Genomic DNA, 22,012 nt, shown 5'->3' with positions numbered 1-22,012 from the left:
GAAGCACGATGGAGTATTGAACTGAATATGGCCGTCACGCTCGGCCCCCAGACCACCCAGCCGAGCCCGCTCGACGACAGCACCCAGGGCACGCTGCCGAGCCCGCTTGACGGCATCGGGTCGCGCAAGAGGCGCACGCGGCTGCAGCTCGGCCTGAGCCTGTTCTGGCGGACCTTCTTCCTCCTGGTCCTGCTGCTCGTGGGCTGCACCGTCGCCTGGCTGCAGACCTTCCGCGCGCTCGAATACGAGCCGCGCGCGATCCAGACCGCGCACCAGATCGCCTCGCTCGTGAACCTGACGCGCGCGGCGCTGGTGTATTCGGACGCCATCACGCGCGTCTCGCTGATCAAGACCCTGGCCGACCAGGAAGGCGTTCGCATCCTGCCGCGCGAGCCGGGTGACCGCTTCCTGCCCTACACCAGCGGCGCGCTGGACCAGCGGGTCACCGAAGAACTGATCGCGCGGCTGGGCGAAGGCACCACCGTCGCCAGTCGCGTCAACGACGAGCCGGGCCTGTGGATCGGCTTCACCATCGAAAGCGACACCTACTGGCTGCTGGTCGACCCCACCCGCTTCAGCCGCCTGGACCGGCGCACCTGGCTGATCTGGCTCGCGACCACCATGGCCCTGTCGCTCGCCGGCGCGGCGCTGATCACACGGCTGATCAACCGGCCGCTCAAGCAGTTGTCGCAGGCGACGATGCAGGTGCGCGAAGGCGAATACGAGGCGCATCGGCTCGACGAGCGCGCCCGCACCAACGAGATCCGCGCGGTGAACGTCGGCTTCAACCGCATGGCCGACCAGCTCGCCAAGATCGAGCAGGACCGCGCCGTGATGCTCGCCGGGATCTCGCACGACCTGCGTACGCCGCTGGCCCGGCTGCGGCTCGAAACCGAGATGAGCGTGTCCGACCCCGATGCGCGCGACCACATGGCCGCCGACATCGCGCAGCTCGACGCGATCATCGACAAGTTCCTCGACTACGCGCGCCCGGACCACGTCGAGTTCAAGCCGGTGCTGCTGCGCGACGTTGTCGACGCCTGCGCCTATGCGGTGCAGGACCACGAGGACATCAAGATCACGGTCGACGTGCCCTCGGACCTTCGCGTGATGGCCGACGAGGTCGAGCTGCAGCGCGTGATTTCCAATCTCGTCGAGAACGCGCGGCGCTATGGCAAGACGCCCTCGACCGGTGTCGCCGACGTCGCGATCCAGGCGCAGGCCCACAACGACGCGGTGCTCATCAAGGTGCGCGACCATGGCCCGGGCGTTGCCCCCGCCCTGCTCTCGCAGTTGAGCAAGCCGTTCTTCCGCGGGGACGTGGCGCGCACCTCGGCCGCGGGTGCGGGCCTTGGCTTGTCGATCGTCACCAAGAACATCGAGCGCATGGGCGGCACCTTTGCGCTCACCAGCACGCCGGGACGCGGGCTGGCCGCGCACATCCGCATGCCGCGCGCCGCCTCGGCCAAGGGCGACCCTTCGCAGGCGAAAGACAGGGACAGGCACCCCCAGCCACGCCCTGACGCGAGCCGGCCTGGGGGTCAGCGATAGATCAACGCGACGGCGCGCGATTCCATCGCGCGGCCTTCGCCGACCGGGCCGAGCTTCTCGGCCGTCTTGGCCTTGACATTCACCTGCCCGACGTCGACGCCGAGCACCGCAGCGATGCGCTCGCACATCGCCGGAATGTGCGGTGCCAGCTTCGGTGCCTGTGCGATCACGGTGCAGTCGACATTGCCGATTTCCCAGCCGGCCGCGCGCACGCGCCGTGCCGCCTCGGCCAGCAGCACAGTCGAATCGGCGCCGCGGAACTGCGCGTCCGTGTCAGGAAAATGACGCCCGATGTCGCCGAGCCCGGCGGCGCCGAACAGCGCGTCGGTGATCGCGTGCAGCAGCACGTCGGCATCCGAATGGCCGAGCAGGCCCATGGTGTGCGGTACTTCGACGCCGCCGAGCATGAGCTTGCGGCCGGCGACGAGCTGGTGGACGTCCCAGCCTTCGCCGACACGCAGATTGAATGGGGTCATGGCTGGGCTTTCCGGCTGCGCAGGATCGCATTCGCGAGCGCGAAATCTTCCGGATAGGTGAGTTTGAAATTCTGCGCGCTGCCCGGCACCAGGAGCGGCGCGAGGCCGACGGCTTCGATCGCGCTCGCTTCGTCGGTCACGGCGTCGCCGGCACGCTCGAGCGCGTCGAGCAGCATGCCGATGCGGAACATCTGCGGCGTCTGGGCGAGCCATTTGTCGGCCCGCGTCGCAGTGCTCGCCACCCGGCCGTCGGGCGAAGCGACCTTGAGCGTGTCCGCCAGCCGATGCGCCAGCAGTCCGCCGACCGCATCGTGCTCGCAGGCGGCGATCAGCGCCTCGATCTGCGTCGGCGTGACGAGGCAGCGCGCCGCGTCGTGCACCAGCACCCAGTCATGCGCGCCGGCGCCGGCCTGCCGCAGCGAGCGCAAGCCGTTGCGCACCGTGGCGGCGCGCGTGGCGCCGCCGACACGGAACAGGTGTTCGCCGTCGGCCGGAAAGCGCTGCAGCAGGATGCCGACATCGGCATCGTCCGGCGAAACCACCAGCGCCACGCCGGCGAAAACGCCCTTGAGCGAGCGGAAGGCCTCCAGCGTGTGCTCGACCATCGGCCGGCCCGCGATGCGCTGGTACTGCTTGGGCCCCTGCCCGCCCGCGCGGCTGCCGGTGCCGGCGCAGGGAATCAACACGTAGAGTCGGGAAGCGGACATGGTTGCGAAGGGCCTGCGTGAACGGGGCAGCCATTCTAGAATCGCGCTTCACACCCCTCGCCGGTCGGCGCGGGGTGTTCTGCATTTCCAGGCACTTCATGGACCTCCCCCAACTCACGGCCGGCAAGCGCTTCACGCTGCCACGCCCGCCCCTGTCGGCCGACGCTCTCATGCTGGCGCAGCTGGCCGGACGCGAGAAAGCAGCGGGCCGCGCGACCGCCGTCTTCACCGCCGATGCGAACGACGCCCAGCGGCTCATCGACGAGATCATCTTCTTCGCACCCGAGCTGCGCTGCGCACTCTTCCCCGACTGGGAGACGCTGCCCTATGACAACTTCTCGCCGCACCAGGACCTGATCAGCGAACGGCTCGCGACGCTCTGGCGCATCAGCCAGAAGGAAGCCGACGTGGTGCTGATCCCGGCGACCACGGCGCTCTACCGGCTCGCGCCGCCGGCCTTCCTCGCCGGCTACACCTTCCATTTCAAGAGCGGCCAGAAGCTGGAGGAAGCCAAGCTCAAGGCCCAGCTCACGCTCGCCGGCTACAGCCATGTGACGCAGGTGGTGAGTCCTGGTGAATACGCGGTGCGCGGCGGGCTGATCGACCTCTATCCGATGGGCTCGCAGATGCCGCTGCGGGTCGACCTGTTCGACGACGAGATCGACTCGATCCGCACCTTCGACCCCGACACGCAGCGCAGCCTCTACCCGGTGCCCGAAGTGCGGCTGCTGCCCGGCCGCGAGTTCCCGATGGACGACGACGCCCGCGCGCGCTTTCGCAGCCGCTGGCGCGAGCTGCTCGAGGGCGACCCCACGCGCAGCCGCATCTACAAGGACATGGGCAACGGCGTCGCCACGGCCGGCATCGAGTACTACCTGCCGCTGTTCTTCGAAGAGACGGCCTCGGTCTTCGACTACCTTGGGCCGGAAGCCACCGTGGTGCTGCACGGTGACCTCGAACCCGCGTTCCAGAACTTCTGGCAGGACACCAGCGAACGCTTTCGCCTCGTGCGCGGCGATCCGGAGCGGCCCGCGCTGCCGCCCGAGGCGCTGTTCCTGAATGCCGAGCAGTTCTACCAGCGCGCCAAGCCGCATGCCCAGCTCGCAATACGTGGCAATGCCGGCGGCGACGTTCCCGCCGATGCGCCCTACACCGAGTTCGACGTCCTGCCGCCTTTCGCCGTGGTGCGCGGCGCGGACGATCCGCTGATCAAGCTCAAGGACCACATCAAGGCGACGCCCCACCGCGTGCTCTTCATCGCCGAAAGCGACGGCCGGCGCGAAAGCCTGCTCGATTTCCTGCGCGCGAGCGGCGTCGGCCCGCCGGCCTTCGATTCGCTGGCCGAGTTCGAGGCCTCGGAGGGCGAGAAGATCGGCATCGCGACCGCTGCGCTGGTCGCCGGCTTCGCCTGGCGCGAACAGGCGATCGACTTCGTCACCGAAACCGAGCTCTTCGCCGCCGCACCGTCGGCGCGCCGGCGCAACCGCAAGCAGGAACAGGTCAGCGATGTCGAAGCGCTGATCAAGGACCTGAGCGAACTCGCGGTCGGCGACCCGATCGTGCACTCCGCCCACGGCATCGGCCGCTACCGGGGGCTCATCAACATGGACCTCGGCCAGGGCACGGGCCCCGACGGCAAGCCGCTGCTGCAGGAGATGCTGCACCTGGAATACGCCGACAAGGCCACGCTCTACGTGCCGGTCTCGCAGCTGCACCTGATCAGCCGCTACACCGGCGTGAGCGCCGATGAGGCGCCGCTGCACAAGCTCGGTTCCGGCCAGTGGGAAAAGGCCAAGCGCAAGGCCGCCGAGCAGGTGCGCGATTCGGCCGCGGAGCTGCTCAACATCTACGCCCGGCGCGCGGCGCGCGAAGGCCATGCCTTCCGCTTCTCGGGCGCCGACTACGAGGTCTTCGCCAACGATTTCGGCTTCGACGAGACGGCCGACCAGAAGGGCGCGATCCACGCGGTCATCCAGGACATGATCTCGCCGCGCCCGATGGATCGCCTGGTCTGCGGCGACGTCGGTTTCGGCAAGACCGAAGTCGCGCTGCGCGCGGCCTTCGTCGCGGTGACGGGCGGCAAGCAGGTCGCCTTTCTCGCGCCGACCACGCTGCTCGCGGAACAGCACTACCAGACGCTGGTCGACCGTTTCGCGAAATGGCCGGTCAAGGTGGCGGAGATGAGCCGCTTCCGTTCCGCCAAGGAAATCAGCGGCGCCGCGAAGGGCATCGCCGACGGCAGCGTGGACATCGTGGTCGGCACGCACAAGCTGCTTTCGCAGTCGGTGCAGTTCAAGAACCTCGGCCTTTTGATCATCGACGAGGAACACCGCTTCGGCGTGCGCCACAAGGAAGCGATGAAGGCGCTGCGCGCCGAGGTCGATGTGCTCACGCTGACCGCGACGCCGATCCCGCGCACGCTGGGCATGGCGCTCGAAGGGCTGCGCGACTTGAGCGTGATCGCCACCGCGCCGCAGCGGCGGCTGGCGATCAAGACCTTCGTTCGCAACGAGGGCACCGGCGTGATCCGCGAAGCAGTGCTGCGCGAGCTCAAGCGCGGCGGGCAGGTCTACTTCCTGCACAACGAGGTCGAGACCATCGAGAACCGCCGACAGAAGCTGGAGCAGATCCTGCCGGAGGCCCGCATCGCGGTCGCCCACGGCCAGATGCCCGAGCGCGAGCTGGAGCGCGTGATGCGCGACTTCGTCGCCCAGCGCTACAACATGCTCTTGTGCTCGACCATCATCGAGACCGGCATCGACGTGCCGAGCGCCAACACCATCGTGATGAGCCGCGCCGACAAGTTCGGCCTCGCGCAGCTGCACCAGCTGCGCGGCCGCGTCGGGCGCAGCCACCACCAGGCCTATGCCTACCTGATGGTGCCGGACATCGACGGCCTCACCAAGCAGGCCGCGCAGCGGCTGGATGCGATCCAGCAGATGGAAGAACTCGGCTCGGGCTTCTACCTCGCGATGCACGACCTCGAGATCCGCGGCGCGGGCGAGGTGCTCGGCGAGAACCAGTGCGGCAACATGATGGAGATCGGCTTCCAGCTCTACAACGAGATGCTGGCCGAGGCGGTGCGCTCGCTCAAGGCGGGCAAGGAGCCCGACCTGCTGTCGCCGCTGTCGGTGACGACCGAGATCAACCTGCACGCGCCCGCCCTGCTGCCCGACGACTACTGCGGCGACGTGCACCTGCGCCTGTCGTTCTACAAGAAGCTCGCGACCGCGAAGACCTCCGACCAGATCGACACGCTGCTCGAAGAGATCGTCGACCGCTTCGGCAAGCTGCCGCCGCAGGCGCAGACGCTGATCGACATGCACCGCCTGCGCGTGCTTGCGCTGCCCTACGGCGTGACCAAGGTCGATGCGGCGCCGGGCGTCATCAACATCACGTTCAAGAAGGACCCGCCGGTCGATTCGATGAACATCATCAACCTCATCCAGAAGAACAGGCACATCAAGCTCGCCGGCAACGAGAAGCTGCGCATCGAGCGCGAGCTCAAGGAGCCCAAGGACCGCGCGCAGATGGTGCGCGACGTGCTGCGCAGCCTGGGCCAGCCCAAAGTACAGGAACCCGCATCGGTATGACCCCCAAGGAAATCTCTCCCGGCCTCGTCGTGCAGCGCTTCGCGCCGCCGCTCGCCCTCGCCGATTTCAAGCTGATCGCCTTCGACATGGATTCGACGCTGATCAACATCGAATGCATCGACGAGATCGCCGATGCGGTCGGCAAGAAGGCCGAGGTGGCCGCGATCACCGAAGCCACCATGCGCGGCGAGATCAAGGACTTCAAGGAAAGCCTGCGCCGTCGCGTCGCACTGCTGAAGGGCGTGCCGGTCGATGCGCTGCAGAAGGTCTACGACGAGCGCCTCAGGCTCAATCCCGGCGCCGAACAGCTGGTTGCCGCCTGCAAGGCCGCCGGGCTCAGGGTGCTGCTGGTGTCCGGCGGGTTCACCTTCTTCGCGAACCGCGTGAAGGACCGGCTCGGCATCGACTTCGCGCGCTCCAACCTGCTCGACGAGGCCGACGGCAGGCTCACGGGCGAGGTGGTGCAGCAATCCTGGGGCGACATCTGCGACGGCCCGGAAAAGCGCCGCACGCTGCTCGAAGTGGCCTCGCTGCTCGGCATCTCGCCGCAGGAAGCCATCGCCGTCGGCGACGGCGCGAACGACCTGCCGATGATGGGCGAGGCCGGCCTTTCAGTGGCTTTCCACGCCAAGCCGAAGGTGCGCGCAGAGGCCATGGTCGCGATCAATGAAGGCGGGCTGGACCGCCTGCTCGAAGTACTGAGGTGAGACATGGGCAACAACGCTGAAGACAACAAGGGCCCGCTGCCCGCATCCGCCACCGTGCATGCCGACCGCCGGTTCGGCGTCGAGCACGGTGCCATCCACAAGCCGATCCACACTTCGGTGCAATACGGCTTCGATCGCGTCGAGGATCTGATCGGCGTGTTCCAGGGCACGCTCAAGGGCGGCTTCAACTATGCGCGCCAGGGCACGCCGACCAGCGCCGCGCTCGAAAGCAAGATCACCCTGCTGGAAGGCGGCATCGGCACCATTTCCTTCTCGACCGGCATGGCCGCGCTGACCGCGATCTTCCTCACGCTGCTGCGTGCGGGCGACCACCTGGTGTCGAGCCAGTTCGTGTTCGGCAACACCAACAGCCTGTTCGGCACGATGGGCGATCTGGGCATCGAGGTGTCGAAGGTCGACGCCTGTTCGGTCGACAACGTGCGCGCCGCGCTGCGGCCCGACACGCGCATGGTGTTCGTCGAGACAGTCGCCAACCCGGGCACTCAGATCCCCGATCTCGAAGCGATCGGCGCGCTGTGCCGCGAGCGCGGGATCCTCTACGTGGTGGACAACACCATCACCTCGCCCGCCCTGTTCCGGCCGAAAACTGTCGGCGCCGGCCTGGTGGTGAACTCGCTGACCAAGACCATCGCCGGCCACGGCGCGGCACTCGGCGGTGCGGTCACCGACACGGGCCTGTTCGACTGGGCGGCCTATCCCAACATCTCGCCGAGCTATCGCAGCGTCGATCCGCGCCAGCAGGGGCTGCAGCAGCTGCGCAAGAAGGCGCTGCGCGACATGGGCGCGACGCTCTCGCCGGAACAGGCGCACCGCATCAGCCTCGGCGCCGAGACGCTCGCGCTGCGCGTCGCGCAGACCAGCGCCACCGCGCTTTCGCTCGCGCGCTTCCTCGAAGCCCATCCTGCCGTGGCGGCGGTGCACTACCCGATGCTCGAAAGCCATCCGCAGCATGCGCTGGCGGTGCGGCATTTCAAGGCCGGTTCGTGGCTCATGGCGTTCGAACTGCGCGCGGGTCTGGACATGCCGGCGACGCTCAATCGCCTGCAACTGCCGATCAAGGCCACCGGGCTCGGCGACAACCGCACCTTGATCATTCCGGTCGCGCCGACGATCTTCTGGGAAGCCGGCCCCGCGGTGCGTGCGCAGATGGGCATCGCCGACGGGCTGGTGCGGGTGTCGGTCGGGCTCGAATCGGCGGACGAGCTGATCGCCGATTTCGACCAGGCGCTGCGCGGCGCCTGACTGGCCTCGGAGGAAGGCTCAGAGCGCCGAGCCGAGGCGCGCGATGCCTTCCTGGATCTTCTCGACGTTGGCCGTCGCAAAGCTCAGCCGCAGCGTCGCGACGTCCGGCTTCTCGGCATAGAACGGCGCACCGGGCACGAAAGCCACGAGCTTCTCGATCGCGCGCCTGGCGAATTCGCTGGCGTCCGCGACCTTGCCGTTCGCGCCCGTGAGCCGCGCCCAGAAGAACAGCCCGCCGCCCGGCTGCGTGAAGCTGATCGCATCGCCGAGCTCCTTGCGCAGCGCCGCGCCCATGGCCTCGGCGCGCTCGGCGTAGACCTTGCGCACATGGGCCAGCGTGGCGGGCATGCGGCCGCTCTTGAGGTATTGCGCCGCGGTCGCCTGCGCGAAGGTGCTGGTGTGCGCGTCGCTGAACTGCTTGCACATCGTCGCCTTGGCGAGCAGTTCCGCATCGCCGATCATCCAGCCGATGCGCAGGCCCGGGCTCAGCACCTTGCTGAGGCTGCCGCAATGCACCACCAGTTCGCGGCTGCCGGGCACGTCCTTCGTGAGCGACATGAGCGACGGCGGCGGCGCCTGGTCGAAGTAGAGATCGCCATAAGGATCGTCCTCGACGATCACCGTGCCGTGCTTCACCGCCATCTCGAGCACCTTCCTGCGACGCTCGAGGCTCAGCATCGCGCCGCTCGGGTTGCCGAAGGTCGGGATCAGGTAGACGAACTTCGGCTTGTGCTCGGCGATGAGCGCTTCGAGCTCGTCGGTCTTCACGCCGTCGGCATCGACCGGTGCGCTGATCAGGTGCGCACCATAGAGCCGGAAGCATTGGATGGTCGCGAGGAAGGTCGGGCCCTCGACGATCACCTTGTCGCCGGGCGAGACGAGCGTCTTGCCGATCAGGTCCAGCGCCTGCTGGCTGCCGGTCGTGACGATCAGGCCGCTCGGATCGACGTCCACGCCCTTGGTCTTCATGAAGGCGCTCAGTTGCGTGCGCAGCGGTTCGTAGCCCTCGGTGGCGCCGTACTGCAGCGCGCCGCCGGCTTCCTCCGTGAGGGCCTTGGCACTGGCTTCCTTCAGCCCCTCGACGTCGAACATCGCGCTGTCCGGAAAGCCGCCCGCGAAGCTGATGATGCCAGGCTTGCCGAGCAGTTTGAAGAGCTCGCGGATGGCGGAGGTTTCGACGTTGTCGAGGCGGGAGGCGAATTGCATGGAAACCCTTCTGTCGGAGATTGGCGGAGAAGGTCGATTGTCGCAGCCGTCGTGCCCCGCCCTAAACTCGCTGCCACGATGAAAAAAGCCGATATCGAACCCTTCTTCGCGACGCTGGAGGCCGCGAATCCCACGCCCGAGACCGAACTCGAATACAGCACGCCCTTCGAGCTGCTCGCCGCGGTGCTGCTCTCGGCGCAGGCGACCGACGTGGGCGTGAACAAGGCGACGCGCAGGCTCTTCCCGGTCGCGAACACGCCGCAGGCCATCGTTCAGCTCGGGGTCGAAGGGCTGGAGGAATACATCAAGACCATCGGCCTGTACCGCAGCAAGGCCAAGCATCTCGTCGAAGCCAGCCGCATGCTGGTCGAGCGCCACGGCGGCGAAGTGCCGAAGACGCGCGCCGAGCTCGAAGCGCTGCCCGGCGTGGGCCGCAAGACCGCCAACGTGGTGCTCAACGTCGCTTTCGGCGAGCCGACGATGGCGGTGGACACGCACATCTTCCGCGTCGGCAACCGCACCGGCCTCGCACCGGGCAAGACGCCGCTGGAGGTCGAGCAGAAGCTCGAGAAGCGCGTGCCCGAGAAATACCGGCTGCATGCGCACCACTGGCTGATCCTGCACGGGCGCTACACCTGCCTGGCGCGCAAGCCGCAGTGCTGGCAGTGCGCGGTGTCGCCCTACTGCGACTACAAGCCGAAGACGCCGGCACCCTGATCGGTCGCCGGTCGCGCTAGCTCAGAGCTCGATCGTCACGCACTCGCCGAAAGCGATCGGCTGGCCCGGCCATTGGTCGGAGCGCTCGATCGCGCGGATGCCGTCGCGCAGCAGCCATGCGGCGCGGATCACGCCGGCATGGGTGATCCACACCGCGTCGCGCCCGCCGGCCCGCCATGCATCGAAGGCTTCGCCCACCCGCAGCAGGAACTGCCGCGTGCTTTCGCCGCTGCGGCCCGCGCGCGTATCGGCGAAGTCGCGCGTCCAGGCCTCGAGTTCGGCGGGATCGATGGCGGACCAGAGCTGCTCTTCCCACTCGCCCAGGTCCATCTCGGCAATGCGCGGATCGGTTGGCAGCGCTCTGAGATCGGGCCGCAGTTCGATGAGGGTCCTGGCAAGGTCGGCGCAACGCGAGAGCGGCGAGCAGGTGAGCGGCACGCCCGCAGGCAGCAGCGGCGCGACGCTTTCGGCCACCGCGCGCGTCACCTCGGGCAGCACGGACACATCGGTGCGCCCATAGCAGAAGCCGTCGACCGCGGTGGTTCGCGCATGGCGCACGAGCAGGAGCTTCATGCGCGCCACGCCAGCGCGAGGTAGATCGCCAGCTCGCACACCTGCTGCGTCGCGCCGAGGCCATCGCCGGTGAAGCCGCGAAGCCTGCGCTGCAGCAGCCGTGCCATGAAGAGCGCAGCCAGCGCGCCAAGAAGCACCGGGGCCAACCCGCGCGCGATGCCGAGCGCCGTCACGAGCCACGCGATCGCGGGCAGCGACCATGCCACGCCGACCAGCAAGGCGCCGTTGTGGATCGCATCGGCCAGCGGCTTCGACTTGCTCGCCGCGCTCTCGTCGCCGACGTAAGGCAGCCAGCGGATCAGGAACAGCGGCGCGAGGCGCGAGAGCACATGGGCGCTGACGAGCGCGAGGACGACATGGGCCATACCCTGCCCCGCCAGCGCCGCAAGCAGCGCCACCTTGAGGCCCAGCGCCAGCACCAGCGCAATCGCGCCAAATGCGCCGATGCGCGAGTCCTTCATGATCTCCAGCGCCCGCGCGCGATCCGCCGAAGCGCCGAGGCCATCGGCCACGTCGGCCAGGCCATCTTCGTGGAATGCGCCGGTCATCAGCACCGTCGCGATCGTCGACAAGGCGGCCGCGACCAATGCGCCGGCCCAGCCCGGGAGGCCGGTAGACGCGAGGTAGAACACGCCCGCGCCGACCGCGCCCACCAGCCATCCGACACCGGGAAAATGCGCCGCGCTCGCACGCAGCATCGCGGGGCTGAACCCCACCCATCCCGCCAGCGGCCCCGTGACCGGCACGCGGGTGAAGAACTGGAGCGCCAGAAGGAAGTGGCGCACCCCATTCATGTGGTTGCGTCCTGCCTCGAAACCCCCGCCGATTCGAAGCTCGCCATCTCGCGCAGGATGCGGCAGGCGGACTCCAGCAGGGGCCATGCGAGCGCGGCGCCCGAGCCTTCGCCGAGGCGCAGATCGAGCTGCAGCAGCGGCTCGAGACCCAGGAAGTGCAGCAGCAGCCGGTGCCCCGGTTCGGCCGACTCGTGCGCCGCGACGCAGCGCTGCACCACGTTCGGTCGCAATGCCTGCGCCACCAGCACCGCGGCGCTGGCGATGAAGCCATCGAGCACGATCACGCGCCGCTCCTGCGCGGCCTGCAGCACCGCGCCGACGAGCGTCGCGATCTCGAGGCCGCCGAAAGCGGCGAGCGCGGCCAGCGGCGATTCGGCGTCGGCATGCAGTTCGAGCACGCCGCGCAGCACCTTGCGCTTGTGGGCACGCCCGCTGGCGTCGAGGCCGGTTCCGGCGCCGGTGCAGGCATCGATGTCCTGCCCCGAGATACGCGCCAGCAGCATCGCGGCGGCGGACGAATTGCCGATGCCCATCTCGCCGAGCAGCACGACGTTGCCCGGCAGGTCGCGCACCAATGCCATGCCGTTGGCGACCGCTTCTTCGCATTGCGCCATGCTCATCGCCGGGCCGACCGAAGCATCGGCCGTCCCCGGCGCGATCTTGCGCACCAGCAGGCCATCACGGGGCGCGAACGCATGCCGCACGCCGCAATCGACCACCGTGAGCTTGAGCCCATGCTGGCGCGCGAGCACGCTCACGGCCGCGCCGCCGGCCAGGAAGTTCTCGACCATCTGCCAGGTCACGTCGCTCGGGTACGCCGACACGCCGCGCGCCGCCAACCCGTGGTCGCCTGCGCAAACGAGCATCTGCGGCGAATCGAATGACGGCGTGGTGGTGCCGAGGATCGTTCCAATGCGCGAGGCCAGCGCCTCGAGTCGGCCGAGTGCACCGACCGGCTTGGTCTTGTTGTCGAGCACGTGCTGGAGCCGCGCCGCGAGCGCGCTGTCGTCAATGCTGTCGATGGAGGGAAGTTCAAGAAGCGTCATTGGATGAGGGAGCGCAGCACGCCCGGTTCAGAGTTGGAATCGATGTGATCGGCCAGGCCGTCGAACACCGCGTCGAGCGTACGCGCTTCGACGCCGAACAGCGCCTCGAGCGCCGCGGGGTCTTCGAACAGGCCATGCAGGTACAGGCCGAGCACGTTGCCGGCGCCGTTCTGCCATGCGAGATCGTCCGCCATGACGGCGGCGGCGCGGTCGCCGGCCGCCGCCATCGCGCTGTGTTCGGCCGTCTGGCCATGATGGATTTCGTAGCCGCGCACGGTGATGCCGGACAGCGCCGACCACGGTCCCGCCAGGTCCGCGAACCTCGCCTCGCGGTGCCGCACGATCTTGTCGGCGGCGAACACGGTGACCACAGGCAACAGCCCGAGCCCGGGGCCATTGCCGTCGACGCCGTGCGGATCGATGAGCGCTTCGCCCAGCATCTGGAGCCCGCCGCACACGCCGAGCACCGCGCCGCCGCGCCCCGCGTGCGCAGCCACCGCGCGGTCCAGCCCTTGCGCGCGCAGCCATGCGAGATCGCCGCTGGTGTTCTTGGAACCGGGCAGGACGATCCAGTCCGCGCCGGCCACATCGGACGGGCTGCGCGCCCAGCGAAGGCGCACCCCCGCGATGTTCTTGAGCGGCTGGAATTCGTCTAGATTGCTGATGCGCGGATAGGCGATGACGGCGATGGTGCGAGTGACTTCGCCGCTCGCCACGCTGCGGTCATCGAAGACGCCGTCCTCCTCCGGCAGTCCGTGCTGCCACCACATCGGCAGCGTGGCGACGGTCGGCACGCCGGTCAGTGCCCGCAATTGCTCGGGCGCGGGCGCGAGCAGCGCGGCGTCGCCGCGGAACTTGTTGAGCACGAAGCCGGCGATCAATGCGCGATCTTCCGGTGGCAGCAGCGCCCAGGTGCCGTACAGATGCGCGAACGCGCCGCCGCGATCGATGTCGGTGACGAGCAGGCAGCGCGCATTCGCGTGGCGCGCGACCCGCAGGTTGACGATGTCGCTGGCCATCAGGTTGATCTCGGCGGGCGATCCTGCGCCTTCGATGACGACGACATCGTTCTCGGCCCGGAGTTCGTCGAGTGCCTGCGCGATCTGCGGCCAGACGCGCTCGCTTCGTCCGCGCCAGGGCAGCGACGACAGCTCGTTGCTGACGTGGCCCATGAGGACGACCTGGCTATGGGTGTCGCGCTCGGGCTTGAGCAGCAGCGGGTTCATGCGCACCTCGGGTTCGGCGCGCGCGGCCAGCGCCTGGAAGTACTGCGCGCTGCCGATCTCCCCGCCCGCGACGACGCGCGCGTTGTTGCTCATGTTCTGCGCCTTGAACGGCGCGACCTTGAACCCCTGGCGCGCATACCAGCGGCACAGCGCCGTCGCGATCCAGCTCTTGCCGGCGCCGCTGGTCGTGCCGAGGACCATCACGCAGCGCGCGCGCGGATTCACCACATTCGGACTCATGGGAGCGATTGTCCTTTACGTGAAGTCCATCACGCTTCGACTTCTCGCGTTGCGGTGAAGTGAAATCTTTCTTCTGATTCGCCATTAGCTTCTCGTCATCCGGAAACGATGGGAGTACGGCGGATGACCGCATTACGCGAAATCGCGCTCACGGTTGAAGAGCGCAACTCGAATCAGTTCTTTTGGGTTCTCCTGGAGGCCGTCAGCAGCGACGCCAGCGAGGCGATTCATTACCGCAAGATCCGGTCTGCGAGTTTGCCGCAGCCTAGCTTTTCGAGTGCTTTGGCTGTGGGGGCGAATGCTCTGCGAAGGTATGCCGACTCTGGGGGTTTTTCGGAGACCATTCTTTAAGTCTTTTTTTGGGGGGCCGCCCGGGTTGCGGTGCGGGGCTGGGGGCTTCACTACGCCGGCCGCTTCGCGGCTGCCCTGCGGTGCTCGCCTTTCGCGGGGTCTCGCGCAAACTCGCTTCGCTCAGACAGCGCGAGCCCTGATCCGCGAAAGGCTGCGCTCCTCGGCGGCGTAGAGGCGCCCCCAGCCCCGCACCACAACCCGGGCTCCGTGGTGCACGACGGGATTGCTCGTCTGCGACGTTGCAGTCATCCCCAAACAACGCTGATGGAGTGGACAGTTCTTCCCTACCGTTTCCGCGGTGACGTCGGCCGCCCAAGGGCACACCGCCCGCCACCGCCACCCCAGTCGCCAAACAATTCAAGCCTGCATCAACGCGCAGCAGCCACCCGCTCATCCCCGGAAGAAGCAGCGACCTTCACATCCCAACTCCCCCCGATCGCCCGAATCAGCCCCACGGTCGCCTGGTACTGCGCCGACCTGACCTGCAGTGCCTGCCGGCGATTCGCCAGCTCCTGCCGCCGCGCGTCCAGCAGATCGAGCTGGCTCACCATGCCGTTGCGATAGCGCGAGTCGGACAAGCTCGTCGCCCGGCTCGCCGAAGTCACGGCCTTGGCCTGCACGTCCGCCTGCTGCTCCAGGATGCGCAGCGCAGAGAGCTGGTCCTCCACTTCCTTGAACGCGACCAGCACCTGTGACCTGTAGTTCGCAAGCGCCCCGTCGAGCTGCGCCGAGGCGCTCTGCACGCCTGCCTCCCGGCGCCCGCCGTCGAACAGCGGCAGGTTCAACAGCGCACCGATGCCCCACGACTTGGCCGACCACTGGAACAGATCGCTCAACTTCTGCGAGGCATAGCCGCCACCCGCGGTCAACGAGATATCCGGGAACCACGCCAACTGCGCCACGCCGACGCGCGCCTGCGCCGCCATCACCGACTTCTGCGCCGCCGAAATGTCCGGGCGTCGCGTCAAGACCGTGGACGGAACACCTGCCGGAATCGTCGGCAATGCGGTGGCCCACTCGTCCGTGTTGACGCCGAAATCCGAAGCCGCATCGCCCGCCAGCACCGCCAGCGCGTGCTCCAGCTCGGCGCGCCGGCGGTCCAGGGTCAGCGCGTCGGATTCGGTCGAGGCCACCTCCGTCTCCACGCGCGCCACATCGAGCTCGGCCACATCGCCTGCCCGCTGCCGGCTCTGCGTCAACTTCAGCGTGTCGCGGTACGCCTCGACGGTGTCGCGCACCAGCGCCCGCTCGGCATCGACCGCACGAAGCTGCAGGTAGGTCTGCGCGGTTTCCGACTCGACCAGGAGCCGCGTGCTCTGCAACAGCCCTTCGCGGGCATCGGCATCCAGTTGCGCCGCCTCGCTCGCGCGCGACAACTTGCCGAACAGGTCGAGTTCATACGAAGCCGCGACGCCCGCAGTCAACAAGGTGGATGGCTTCGGACTCAGGTTGCGGTCCAGCCCCGCGCTGCGCACGCCGCCCGCGACCACGCCGACCTGCGGCGAGCGCTCGGCGTCGGCGCTATGGGCCAGCGCACGCGCCTCGGCCAGCCGCGCCGCGGCAGCCTGAATGTTCGTGTTGCGCGCGTCAGCCCGCTCGATCAGCTTGTCGAGCACCGGATCGTTGAACGCCCGCCACCATTCGCCGCGCGGCTGGGACTCGGCCGGCTGTGCGCGCGTCCAGGTCCCCTCGCGGGGCGCTGCAGCCTGCTCCTTGAACTGGGCCGGCGCCTCGAAGCTCGGTGCTTCCACCTTCGCTGTCGCGCAACCGGCCAGCACCATCGCCGCCACCAGCGGCAGCAACACGGCCTGCCACGGCCGCACCTTGGCTTGTGTTTCGTTTTTCATGATCCGCTTTCTCGATCCACAAAGTTGGCCTGGACGCCTCACTCGACTGCCTTCCGCGGCGCGGCGGGCGACGGACGCAGCGGCCCGCCGCCGGCCTGCGAAGGCGCCACCGGGTGGTCGCCCGACACGAAGGCATCGACGTGCGGCACCTGGCCGTGCAGCTTGAGCGCGCGATTGCCCGTCAGGCGGCGCAGCAGCACATAGAACACCGGCGTCAGGAAGAGGCCGAACGCGGTCACGCCGATCATTCCGGAGAACACCGCGATCCCCATCGCGTGGCGCATCTCGGCGCCCGCACCGGAGGTGATCACCAGCGGCAGCACGCCCATGATGAAAGCCATCGAGGTCATCAGGATCGGCCGCAGGCGCAGCCGGCTCGCCTCGATCGCCGCCTGCACCGGCGTTCGCCCGGCGAACTCCAGCTCACGCGCGAACTCGACGATCAGGATCGCGTTCTTCGCCGACAGCCCGACCAGCACCATCAACCCGATCTGCGTGAAGATGTTGTTGTCGCTGCCGGAGAGCCACACGCCCGTCATCGCGGCCAGGAGGCCCATCGGCACGATCAGGATGATCGCCACCGGCAAGGTCAGGCTTTCGTACTGCGCCGCCAGCACCAGGAAGACCAGCAGGATCGCGAGCGGGAACACCCACACCGCCGAATTGCCGGCGAGGATCTCCTGATACGTGAGTTCCGTCCATTCGAAGCTCACGCCCGGCGGCAGCGTCTCGGCCGCGATGCGCTCGACCGCCGCACGCGCCTGCCCCGACGAGAAGCCCGGTGCCGGTCCGCCGTTGATGTCGGCCGAGAGGAATCCGTTGTAGCGCATCGCACGCTCCGGCCCGTAGCTGGGCTGGATGTTCATCAATGCCGACAAAGGCACCATCTCGCCGCTGTTCGAACGCACCTTGAGCAGGCCCACGTCCTCCGCACGCGCACGGTACGGCGCGTCGGCCTGCACCCGCACGCTGTAGGTGCGTCCGAAACGGTTGAAGTCGTTCGCATACAGGCTGCCGAGGTAGATCTGCATGGTGTCGAACACTTCCGTCACCGGCACGCCGAGCTGGCGCGCCTTGGTGCGGTCGATGTCGGCGTAGAGCTGCGGCACGTTGACCTGCCAGCTCGTGAACATGCCCGCGAGTTCCGGCGTCTGGTAGGCCTTCGCCATGAAGGCCTTCACCGCCTTGTCCATGCCCTCGTAGCCGACCGAGCCGCGGTCCTCGAGCTGCAGCTTGAAGCCGCCCGTCGTGCCGAGGCCATGCACCGGCGGCGGCGGGAAGATCGCGATGTAGGCATCCTGGATCTGGCTGAACTGAGCGTTCAAACGGCCCGCGATCGCGCCAGCGCTCAAGTCCTTCGACTTGCGCTTGTCGAAATCGTCGAGGCCGACGAACACGATGCCCGAGTTCGAGCTGTTGGTGAAGCCGTTGATCGACAGCCCCGGGAAGGTGATCGCGTGCTGCACGCCCGGCTGCTTCATCACGATCTCGTTCATGCGGCGCGTGACTTCTTCCGTGCGGTCGAGCGTCGCGCCGTCGGGCAGCTGCGCGAAGCCGATCAGGTATTGCTTGTCCTGCGCCGGCACGAAGCCGCCCGGCACCGCCTTGAAGAGGCCGAAGGTCACGCCGACGAGCGCGAGGTAGATCACCATCATCAGCGCCTTGCGCGAGATGGCGCCCTTCACGCCGGCGCTGTAGCCCTCGGCGCCGCGATGGAAGACGCGGTTGAAGGCGCGGAAGAAGCGGCCGAACACGCGGTCCATGCCGCGCGTCAGCGCGTCCCTGGGTGCATCGTGGCTGCGCAGCAGCAAGGCGGCGAGCGCGGGCGACAGCGTGAGCGAGTTGACGGCCGAGATCACGGTCGAGATCGCGATCGTCAGTGCGAACTGCCGGTAGAACTGCCCCGTGAGCCCGCTGATGAAGGCCAGCGGCACGAACACCGCCACCAGCACCAGCGCGATCGCGATGATCGGCCCCGAGACCTCGCGCATCGCGCGGTAGGTCGCATCGCGCGGACTCAGGCCGGCCTCGATGTTGCGCTCCACGTTCTCGACCACCACGATCGCGTCGTCGACCACGATGCCGATCGCCAGTACCAGCCCGAACAGGCTCAGCGCGTTGATCGAAAAGCCGAACAGATGCATCACCCCGAAGGTGCCGATGACCGACACCGGCACCGCGAGCAGCGGGATGATCGATGCGCGCCAGGTCTGCAGGAACAGGATCACCACCAGCACCACCAGCGCGATGGCTTCGAGCAGCGTATGCACCACCGATTCGATGGAGGCGCGCACGAACTGCGTCGGGTCGTAGACGATGTCGTAGTCCACGCCGTCGGGCATGTTCTTCTTCAGCTCCGCCATGGTGGCGCGCACGTCGTTCGAGATCTGGATCGCGTTCGATCCGGGGGCCGCGAAGATCGGCACCGCGACCGCGTCCTTGTTGTCGAGCAGCGAACGCAGCGCATAGCTCGACGCACCGAGTTCGAGCCGCGCCACGTCGCGCAGCCGCGTCACCGCGCCGTCGCCGCCGGTCTTGACGATGATGTCGCCGAACTCCTCTTCGGTCTGCAGGCGCCCCTGGGCGTTGATCGAGATCTGCATGTCCACGCCCGGCAGCCCCGGCGAGGCGCCGACCACGCCGGCCGCCGCCTGCACGTTCTGCTCGCGGATCGCGCGCACCACGTCGCCGGCCGAGAGGCCGCGCTGCGCGACCTTCTGCGGGTCGAGCCAGACGCGCATCGAGTAGTCGCCCGAGCCGAAGAGCTGCACGTCGCCCACGCCCTGCACCCGCGCGAGCCGGTCCTTGACGTTGAGCACCGCGTAGTTGCGCAGGTAGGTCATGTCGTAGCGGCCGTTGGGCGACAGCAGGTGCACCACCATCGTGAGGTCGGGCGAGCTCTTGACGGTCGTGATGCCGAGCCGGCGCACCTCTTCGGGCAGGCGCGGCTCGGCCTGCGCGACGCGGTTCTGCACCAGCTGCTGCGCCTTGTCCGGATCGGTGCCGAGTTTGAAGGTCACGGTCAGCGTCATCAGGCCGTCGGTGGTCGCCTGGCTGCCCATGTAGAGCATGCCTTCGACGCCGTTGATCTGCTCCTCGAGCGGTGTCGCCACCGTCTCGGCGATCACCTTCGGGTTCGCGCCCGGGTAGTTGGCCCGCACCACCACCGAGGGCGGGACGACCTCGGGGTACTCGGAGATCGGCAGGCCGCGCAAGGCGATCAGCCCGCCGATCAGTATCAGCACTGAAAGCACGCCGGCAAAGATCGGCCGGTCGATGAAGAACTTCGAAAGATTCATGATGATTCCCCTCCTCGAACGGGATCAGGATTTCTCAGGCTTCGCTTGCGCGACGCGCTGGACCGGAGGCGCCAGTTCGGCCTTCGCATCCATCGTCACGGTCTGGGGCGCAACGGTCGCGCCGGGGCGGATGTGCTGCAGCCCATTGACGATCACGCGCTCGCCGGGCTCGAGGCCCTTGGTCACGATGCGCAGGCCGTTGTAGGGTGCGCCGAGCGCGACCTCGCGGTACTCGGCCTTGTTGTCGGCGCCCACGACCATCACGAACTTCTTGTTCTGGTCGGTGCCGACGGCGCGTTCGTTGACCAGCAGCGCCTTGTCGCTGTGGGCCTGGCCCATGCGGATGCGGGCGAACTGGCCGGGGATCAGCGAGCCGTCCTTGTTGTCGAAGGCGGCGCGCACGCGCACCGTGCCGCTCTTGGCATCGACCTGGTTGTCGATGAGCTGCAGGCGGCCTGCGTACGGCGTGCCGTCGGTGCCGGCGGTTCCCATCTGCACCGGGATGCCTTCGATCCGGGTGCGTGCGCCGGTGTCGCCCGGCAGGTCCTTGAGGGCGCGGACCACGATCTGCTCGTCGGCGTCGAAGCTCGCGTAGATCGGGCTCACCGACACCAGCGTCGTGAGCACCGGCGCGCCCGGACCCGCCGCGACCAGGTTGCCCACCGTGACTTCGAGCTTGCCGATGCGCCCGGCCACCGGTGCGCGCACCTGCGTGTAGCCAAGGTTCAGGCGCGCGCTCTGCAGCTGCGCCTGTGCGGCGCGCAGGCTGGCTTCGGCTTCGCGGCTGGCGTTCGTCCGCTCATCGAGCTCGCGTTGCGCGATCGCCTGTTCCGCCCAGAGGCGGCGAGAGCGCTCCGTCTCGCTGCGGGTGAAGGCCACACGCGCCTGCGCGGCGACGACCTGTGCTTCGGCGCGATCCACTTCGGCCGCATACGGAGCCGGGTCGATGGTGATCAGCAGTTCGCCCTGCTTGACCAGCGCGCCTTCACGGAAATGCACCGCCTGCACCGCCCCCGCGACGCGCGATCGGACGTCCACGCGCTCGACTGCCTCGAGCCGGCCCGAGAACTCGTCCCAGGTATTGACTTCGGTCGAGGCCACGGTGGCGACCGACACAGGCACCGCGGGTGGCGCTCCGGCCGCTGTCGCGTTGTTCGCCTCGGCATTGAAACTGTGGAATCCCAGGATCACCGCCGAAGCGATGGCGACCAGGGCCGTGACGCCCGTCACCGCGGGCCAGAGGCCGCGCCGGGCCGGGAAGGAAGACTTGTTGTTCGTCATGATGAATACGTCCTTTTGGTGACTTCTGGGATGCATGGGACCCTCCCGCGCGGGTGGCGCAGGACGGCGGGGAAATCGGGAAAGGGGTGGGAGCCCGGTGGACGGCGGCCGAAAGCCGTTGCGCGGACGAAGGCGTCACCGCTGCGACGGTCGTGCCGTCGCAGGAGAGAGAGGGATCAGGCCCTCAGCCTTCGGATCGATCCCGCGCCACGGGATCCATGGCCGCACGGCGAACCGTGCTTCGCCGCTCAGTGAGGCGGCGGTGCGGCGCTGAAGAACTCGCGGAAGTGCTTCTGCACCACCGCTTCGCATTCAGCGCAGCCGGAGCCCTCGGGCTCGTAGAGTGCGGCGGGCCAGTTCGAGGCCCCGGGCAGCACGCTGCTGGTGACCGGGATACCCGCGTCCTGGAGCCGCTGCGCGAAAGCCAGGCCCTCGTCGCGCATCGGGTCGTCCTTGCCGACCAGCACCAGGGTGCGTGCCACTTCGGCCAGCCTGAGCGACCCGCCCGGCACCGCGTAGGGATGCGTGGCGTTGACCGGGCGGCTGAGGAATTCGCGCCAGCCCGACGCCCATCGGCACTTGACCGCATCGCCCGTCGCCTGCCGCAGCGAGGCGGTGCCGGCACAGGGGTCGAGCATGGGCGACAGCAGGATCTGCCCGGCCAGCGGCGGATGGCCCCGGTCGCGCGCGATCAGCGCCACGGCCGCCGCCAGATTGCCACCGGCCTCCTCGCCCGCGAGGAAGAGCGCCGCGCCCTTGCCACCCAGCTTGACGCGCTGCTTGTGGAGCCATTCGAGCGCCGCATAGCCGACTTCGATCGGCTCCGGGAACGGCGCCTTGGGCGCCTTCGGGTAGTCGAGCGACACCACCACCGCACCCGCGCCGGCCAAGAGCCGCGCCACGTTGCGGCCGTTGTCGAGGCCGCCGCAAACGAAGGTTCCGCCATGGAAATGCAGCACCAGCGGCACCGTCACGCCACGGGCGCGCTCCCCGTAGACGCGGGCCTTGACGGGGTCGCGGCCCGGCAGATCGATGCTGATGTCGGTTTCGGCACCCCGCGCGGCGGCCGCGGGGGCGTCGGCAGATGGCGGGGACAGGCGGGTGGACATTGGACGGTCTCGGTGGATGGGCGATG

Annotated in this window: 16 protein-coding genes; 5 read left to right on the top strand and 11 right to left on the bottom strand. The window is 68.4% G+C overall.

Annotated features, from left to right (window positions below; genetic code table 11):
• The first annotated feature begins 27 nt into the window (after window positions 1-27).
• A complete protein-coding gene (locus VAR608DRAFT_RS26625) occupies window positions 28-1,551 on the top strand; it encodes a sensor histidine kinase (RefSeq protein WP_088956804.1) in 1,524 nt (507 codons plus the stop codon).
• Here VAR608DRAFT_RS26625 and ispF read toward each other — a convergent pair.
• Together ispF and ispD are read right to left on the bottom strand one after the other, a co-directional pair.
• The gene (ispF, locus tag VAR608DRAFT_RS26620) at window positions 1,542-2,027 is read right to left on the bottom strand and encodes a 2-C-methyl-D-erythritol 2,4-cyclodiphosphate synthase (RefSeq protein ID WP_088956803.1); all 486 of its coding nucleotides are present in this window, start codon (window positions 2,025-2,027) and stop codon (window positions 1,542-1,544) included. The two genes, VAR608DRAFT_RS26625 and ispF, sit on opposite strands and share 10 nt — an antisense overlap.
• Window positions 2,024-2,734 (bottom strand): 2-C-methyl-D-erythritol 4-phosphate cytidylyltransferase, encoded by a 711-nt coding sequence (gene ispD, locus VAR608DRAFT_RS26615; RefSeq protein WP_088956802.1) that lies wholly within the window; start codon window positions 2,732-2,734, stop codon window positions 2,024-2,026. The genes ispF and ispD overlap by 4 nt, the downstream gene beginning before the upstream one ends.
• A 98-nt stretch (window positions 2,735-2,832) precedes the next feature.
• Between ispD and mfd the strand changes: the two genes are divergently transcribed.
• From mfd to VAR608DRAFT_RS26600, 3 genes are read left to right on the top strand one after another with little or no spacing between them, the layout of a single operon-like run.
• On the top strand, window positions 2,833-6,327 hold the full coding sequence (gene mfd, locus VAR608DRAFT_RS26610) for a transcription-repair coupling factor (protein WP_088956801.1): 3,495 nt from the start codon (window positions 2,833-2,835) through the stop codon (window positions 6,325-6,327).
• On the top strand, window positions 6,324-7,034 hold the full coding sequence (gene serB / locus VAR608DRAFT_RS26605; protein ID WP_088956800.1) for a phosphoserine phosphatase SerB: 711 nt from the start codon (window positions 6,324-6,326) through the stop codon (window positions 7,032-7,034). The genes mfd and serB overlap by 4 nt, the downstream gene beginning before the upstream one ends.
• A gap of 3 nt (window positions 7,035-7,037) precedes the next feature.
• Window positions 7,038-8,297: a cystathionine gamma-synthase family protein gene (locus VAR608DRAFT_RS26600; RefSeq protein WP_088956799.1), complete on the top strand. Its 1,260-nt coding sequence runs from the start codon at window positions 7,038-7,040 to the stop codon at window positions 8,295-8,297.
• 18 nt (window positions 8,298-8,315) lie between these two features.
• Here the strand turns inward: VAR608DRAFT_RS26600 and VAR608DRAFT_RS26595 are convergent, their stop codons facing one another.
• Window positions 8,316-9,503, bottom strand: a complete 1,188-nt coding sequence (locus tag VAR608DRAFT_RS26595; protein ID WP_088956798.1) for an aminotransferase-like domain-containing protein — start codon at window positions 9,501-9,503, stop codon at window positions 8,316-8,318.
• Between the two features lie 78 nt (window positions 9,504-9,581).
• On the opposite strand from VAR608DRAFT_RS26595, the gene nth reads away from it, so the two are divergent.
• The gene (gene nth / locus VAR608DRAFT_RS26590) at window positions 9,582-10,220 is read left to right on the top strand and encodes an endonuclease III (protein ID WP_088956797.1); all 639 of its coding nucleotides are present in this window, start codon (window positions 9,582-9,584) and stop codon (window positions 10,218-10,220) included.
• 21 nt (window positions 10,221-10,241) lie between these two features.
• Here nth and VAR608DRAFT_RS26585 read toward each other — a convergent pair whose 3' ends face one another.
• The 8 genes from VAR608DRAFT_RS26585 to VAR608DRAFT_RS26545 form a co-directional block, all read right to left on the bottom strand.
• Window positions 10,242-10,793 (bottom strand): histidine phosphatase family protein, encoded by a 552-nt coding sequence (locus VAR608DRAFT_RS26585; RefSeq protein ID WP_088956796.1) that lies wholly within the window; start codon window positions 10,791-10,793, stop codon window positions 10,242-10,244.
• The gene (gene cobS, locus VAR608DRAFT_RS26580) at window positions 10,790-11,587 is read right to left on the bottom strand and encodes an adenosylcobinamide-GDP ribazoletransferase (protein WP_088956795.1); all 798 of its coding nucleotides are present in this window, start codon (window positions 11,585-11,587) and stop codon (window positions 10,790-10,792) included. The genes VAR608DRAFT_RS26585 and cobS overlap by 4 nt, the downstream gene beginning before the upstream one ends.
• The gene (gene cobT, locus VAR608DRAFT_RS26575) at window positions 11,584-12,633 is read right to left on the bottom strand and encodes a nicotinate-nucleotide--dimethylbenzimidazole phosphoribosyltransferase (protein ID WP_088956794.1); all 1,050 of its coding nucleotides are present in this window, start codon (window positions 12,631-12,633) and stop codon (window positions 11,584-11,586) included. Before cobT ends, cobS begins: the two co-directional genes overlap by 4 nt.
• On the bottom strand, window positions 12,630-14,099 hold the full coding sequence (locus VAR608DRAFT_RS26570; RefSeq protein ID WP_231972967.1) for a cobyric acid synthase: 1,470 nt from the start codon (window positions 14,097-14,099) through the stop codon (window positions 12,630-12,632). The genes cobT and VAR608DRAFT_RS26570 overlap by 4 nt, the downstream gene beginning before the upstream one ends.
• A gap of 719 nt (window positions 14,100-14,818) precedes the next feature.
• Complete coding sequence (locus VAR608DRAFT_RS26560) at window positions 14,819-16,297, bottom strand: efflux transporter outer membrane subunit (RefSeq protein WP_088956792.1); 1,479 nt, start codon at window positions 16,295-16,297, stop codon at window positions 14,819-14,821.
• A gap of 38 nt (window positions 16,298-16,335) precedes the next feature.
• Window positions 16,336-19,596 (bottom strand): efflux RND transporter permease subunit, encoded by a 3,261-nt coding sequence (locus VAR608DRAFT_RS26555; protein WP_088956791.1) that lies wholly within the window; start codon window positions 19,594-19,596, stop codon window positions 16,336-16,338.
• A 24-nt stretch (window positions 19,597-19,620) separates the two neighbouring features.
• Window positions 19,621-20,877: an efflux RND transporter periplasmic adaptor subunit gene (locus VAR608DRAFT_RS26550; protein WP_088956790.1), complete on the bottom strand. Its 1,257-nt coding sequence runs from the start codon at window positions 20,875-20,877 to the stop codon at window positions 19,621-19,623.
• 248 nt (window positions 20,878-21,125) lie between these two features.
• Window positions 21,126-21,986, bottom strand: a complete 861-nt coding sequence (locus VAR608DRAFT_RS26545) for an alpha/beta hydrolase (protein WP_088956789.1) — start codon at window positions 21,984-21,986, stop codon at window positions 21,126-21,128.
• Between the last annotated feature and the right edge of the window lie 26 nt (window positions 21,987-22,012).

Source organism: Variovorax sp. HW608, assembly GCF_900090195.1.
GTDB lineage: Bacteria > Pseudomonadota > Gammaproteobacteria > Burkholderiales > Burkholderiaceae_C > Variovorax.
This window is presented reverse-complemented; position numbering and strand designations above follow the sequence as displayed.

Coding starts and splice junctions, on each gene's coding strand:
- VAR608DRAFT_RS26625 (WP_088956804.1), top strand. CDS start 28: ATGGCCGTCACGCTCGGCCCCCAGACCACCCAGCCGAGCCCGCTCGAC.
- ispF (WP_088956803.1), bottom strand. CDS start 2,027: ATGACCCCATTCAATCTGCGTGTCGGCGAAGGCTGGGACGTCCACCAG.
- ispD (WP_088956802.1), bottom strand. CDS start 2,734: ATGTCCGCTTCCCGACTCTACGTGTTGATTCCCTGCGCCGGCACCGGC.
- mfd (WP_088956801.1), top strand. CDS start 2,833: ATGGACCTCCCCCAACTCACGGCCGGCAAGCGCTTCACGCTGCCACGC.
- serB (WP_088956800.1), top strand. CDS start 6,324: ATGACCCCCAAGGAAATCTCTCCCGGCCTCGTCGTGCAGCGCTTCGCG.
- VAR608DRAFT_RS26600 (WP_088956799.1), top strand. CDS start 7,038: ATGGGCAACAACGCTGAAGACAACAAGGGCCCGCTGCCCGCATCCGCC.
- VAR608DRAFT_RS26595 (WP_088956798.1), bottom strand. CDS start 9,503: ATGCAATTCGCCTCCCGCCTCGACAACGTCGAAACCTCCGCCATCCGC.
- nth (WP_088956797.1), top strand. CDS start 9,582: ATGAAAAAAGCCGATATCGAACCCTTCTTCGCGACGCTGGAGGCCGCG.
- VAR608DRAFT_RS26585 (WP_088956796.1), bottom strand. CDS start 10,793: ATGAAGCTCCTGCTCGTGCGCCATGCGCGAACCACCGCGGTCGACGGC.
- cobS (WP_088956795.1), bottom strand. CDS start 11,587: ATGAATGGGGTGCGCCACTTCCTTCTGGCGCTCCAGTTCTTCACCCGC.
- cobT (WP_088956794.1), bottom strand. CDS start 12,633: ATGACGCTTCTTGAACTTCCCTCCATCGACAGCATTGACGACAGCGCG.
- VAR608DRAFT_RS26570 (WP_231972967.1), bottom strand. CDS start 14,099: ATGAGTCCGAATGTGGTGAATCCGCGCGCGCGCTGCGTGATGGTCCTC.
- VAR608DRAFT_RS26560 (WP_088956792.1), bottom strand. CDS start 16,297: ATGAAAAACGAAACACAAGCCAAGGTGCGGCCGTGGCAGGCCGTGTTG.
- VAR608DRAFT_RS26555 (WP_088956791.1), bottom strand. CDS start 19,596: ATGAATCTTTCGAAGTTCTTCATCGACCGGCCGATCTTTGCCGGCGTG.
- VAR608DRAFT_RS26550 (WP_088956790.1), bottom strand. CDS start 20,877: ATGACGAACAACAAGTCTTCCTTCCCGGCCCGGCGCGGCCTCTGGCCC.
- VAR608DRAFT_RS26545 (WP_088956789.1), bottom strand. CDS start 21,986: ATGTCCACCCGCCTGTCCCCGCCATCTGCCGACGCCCCCGCGGCCGCC.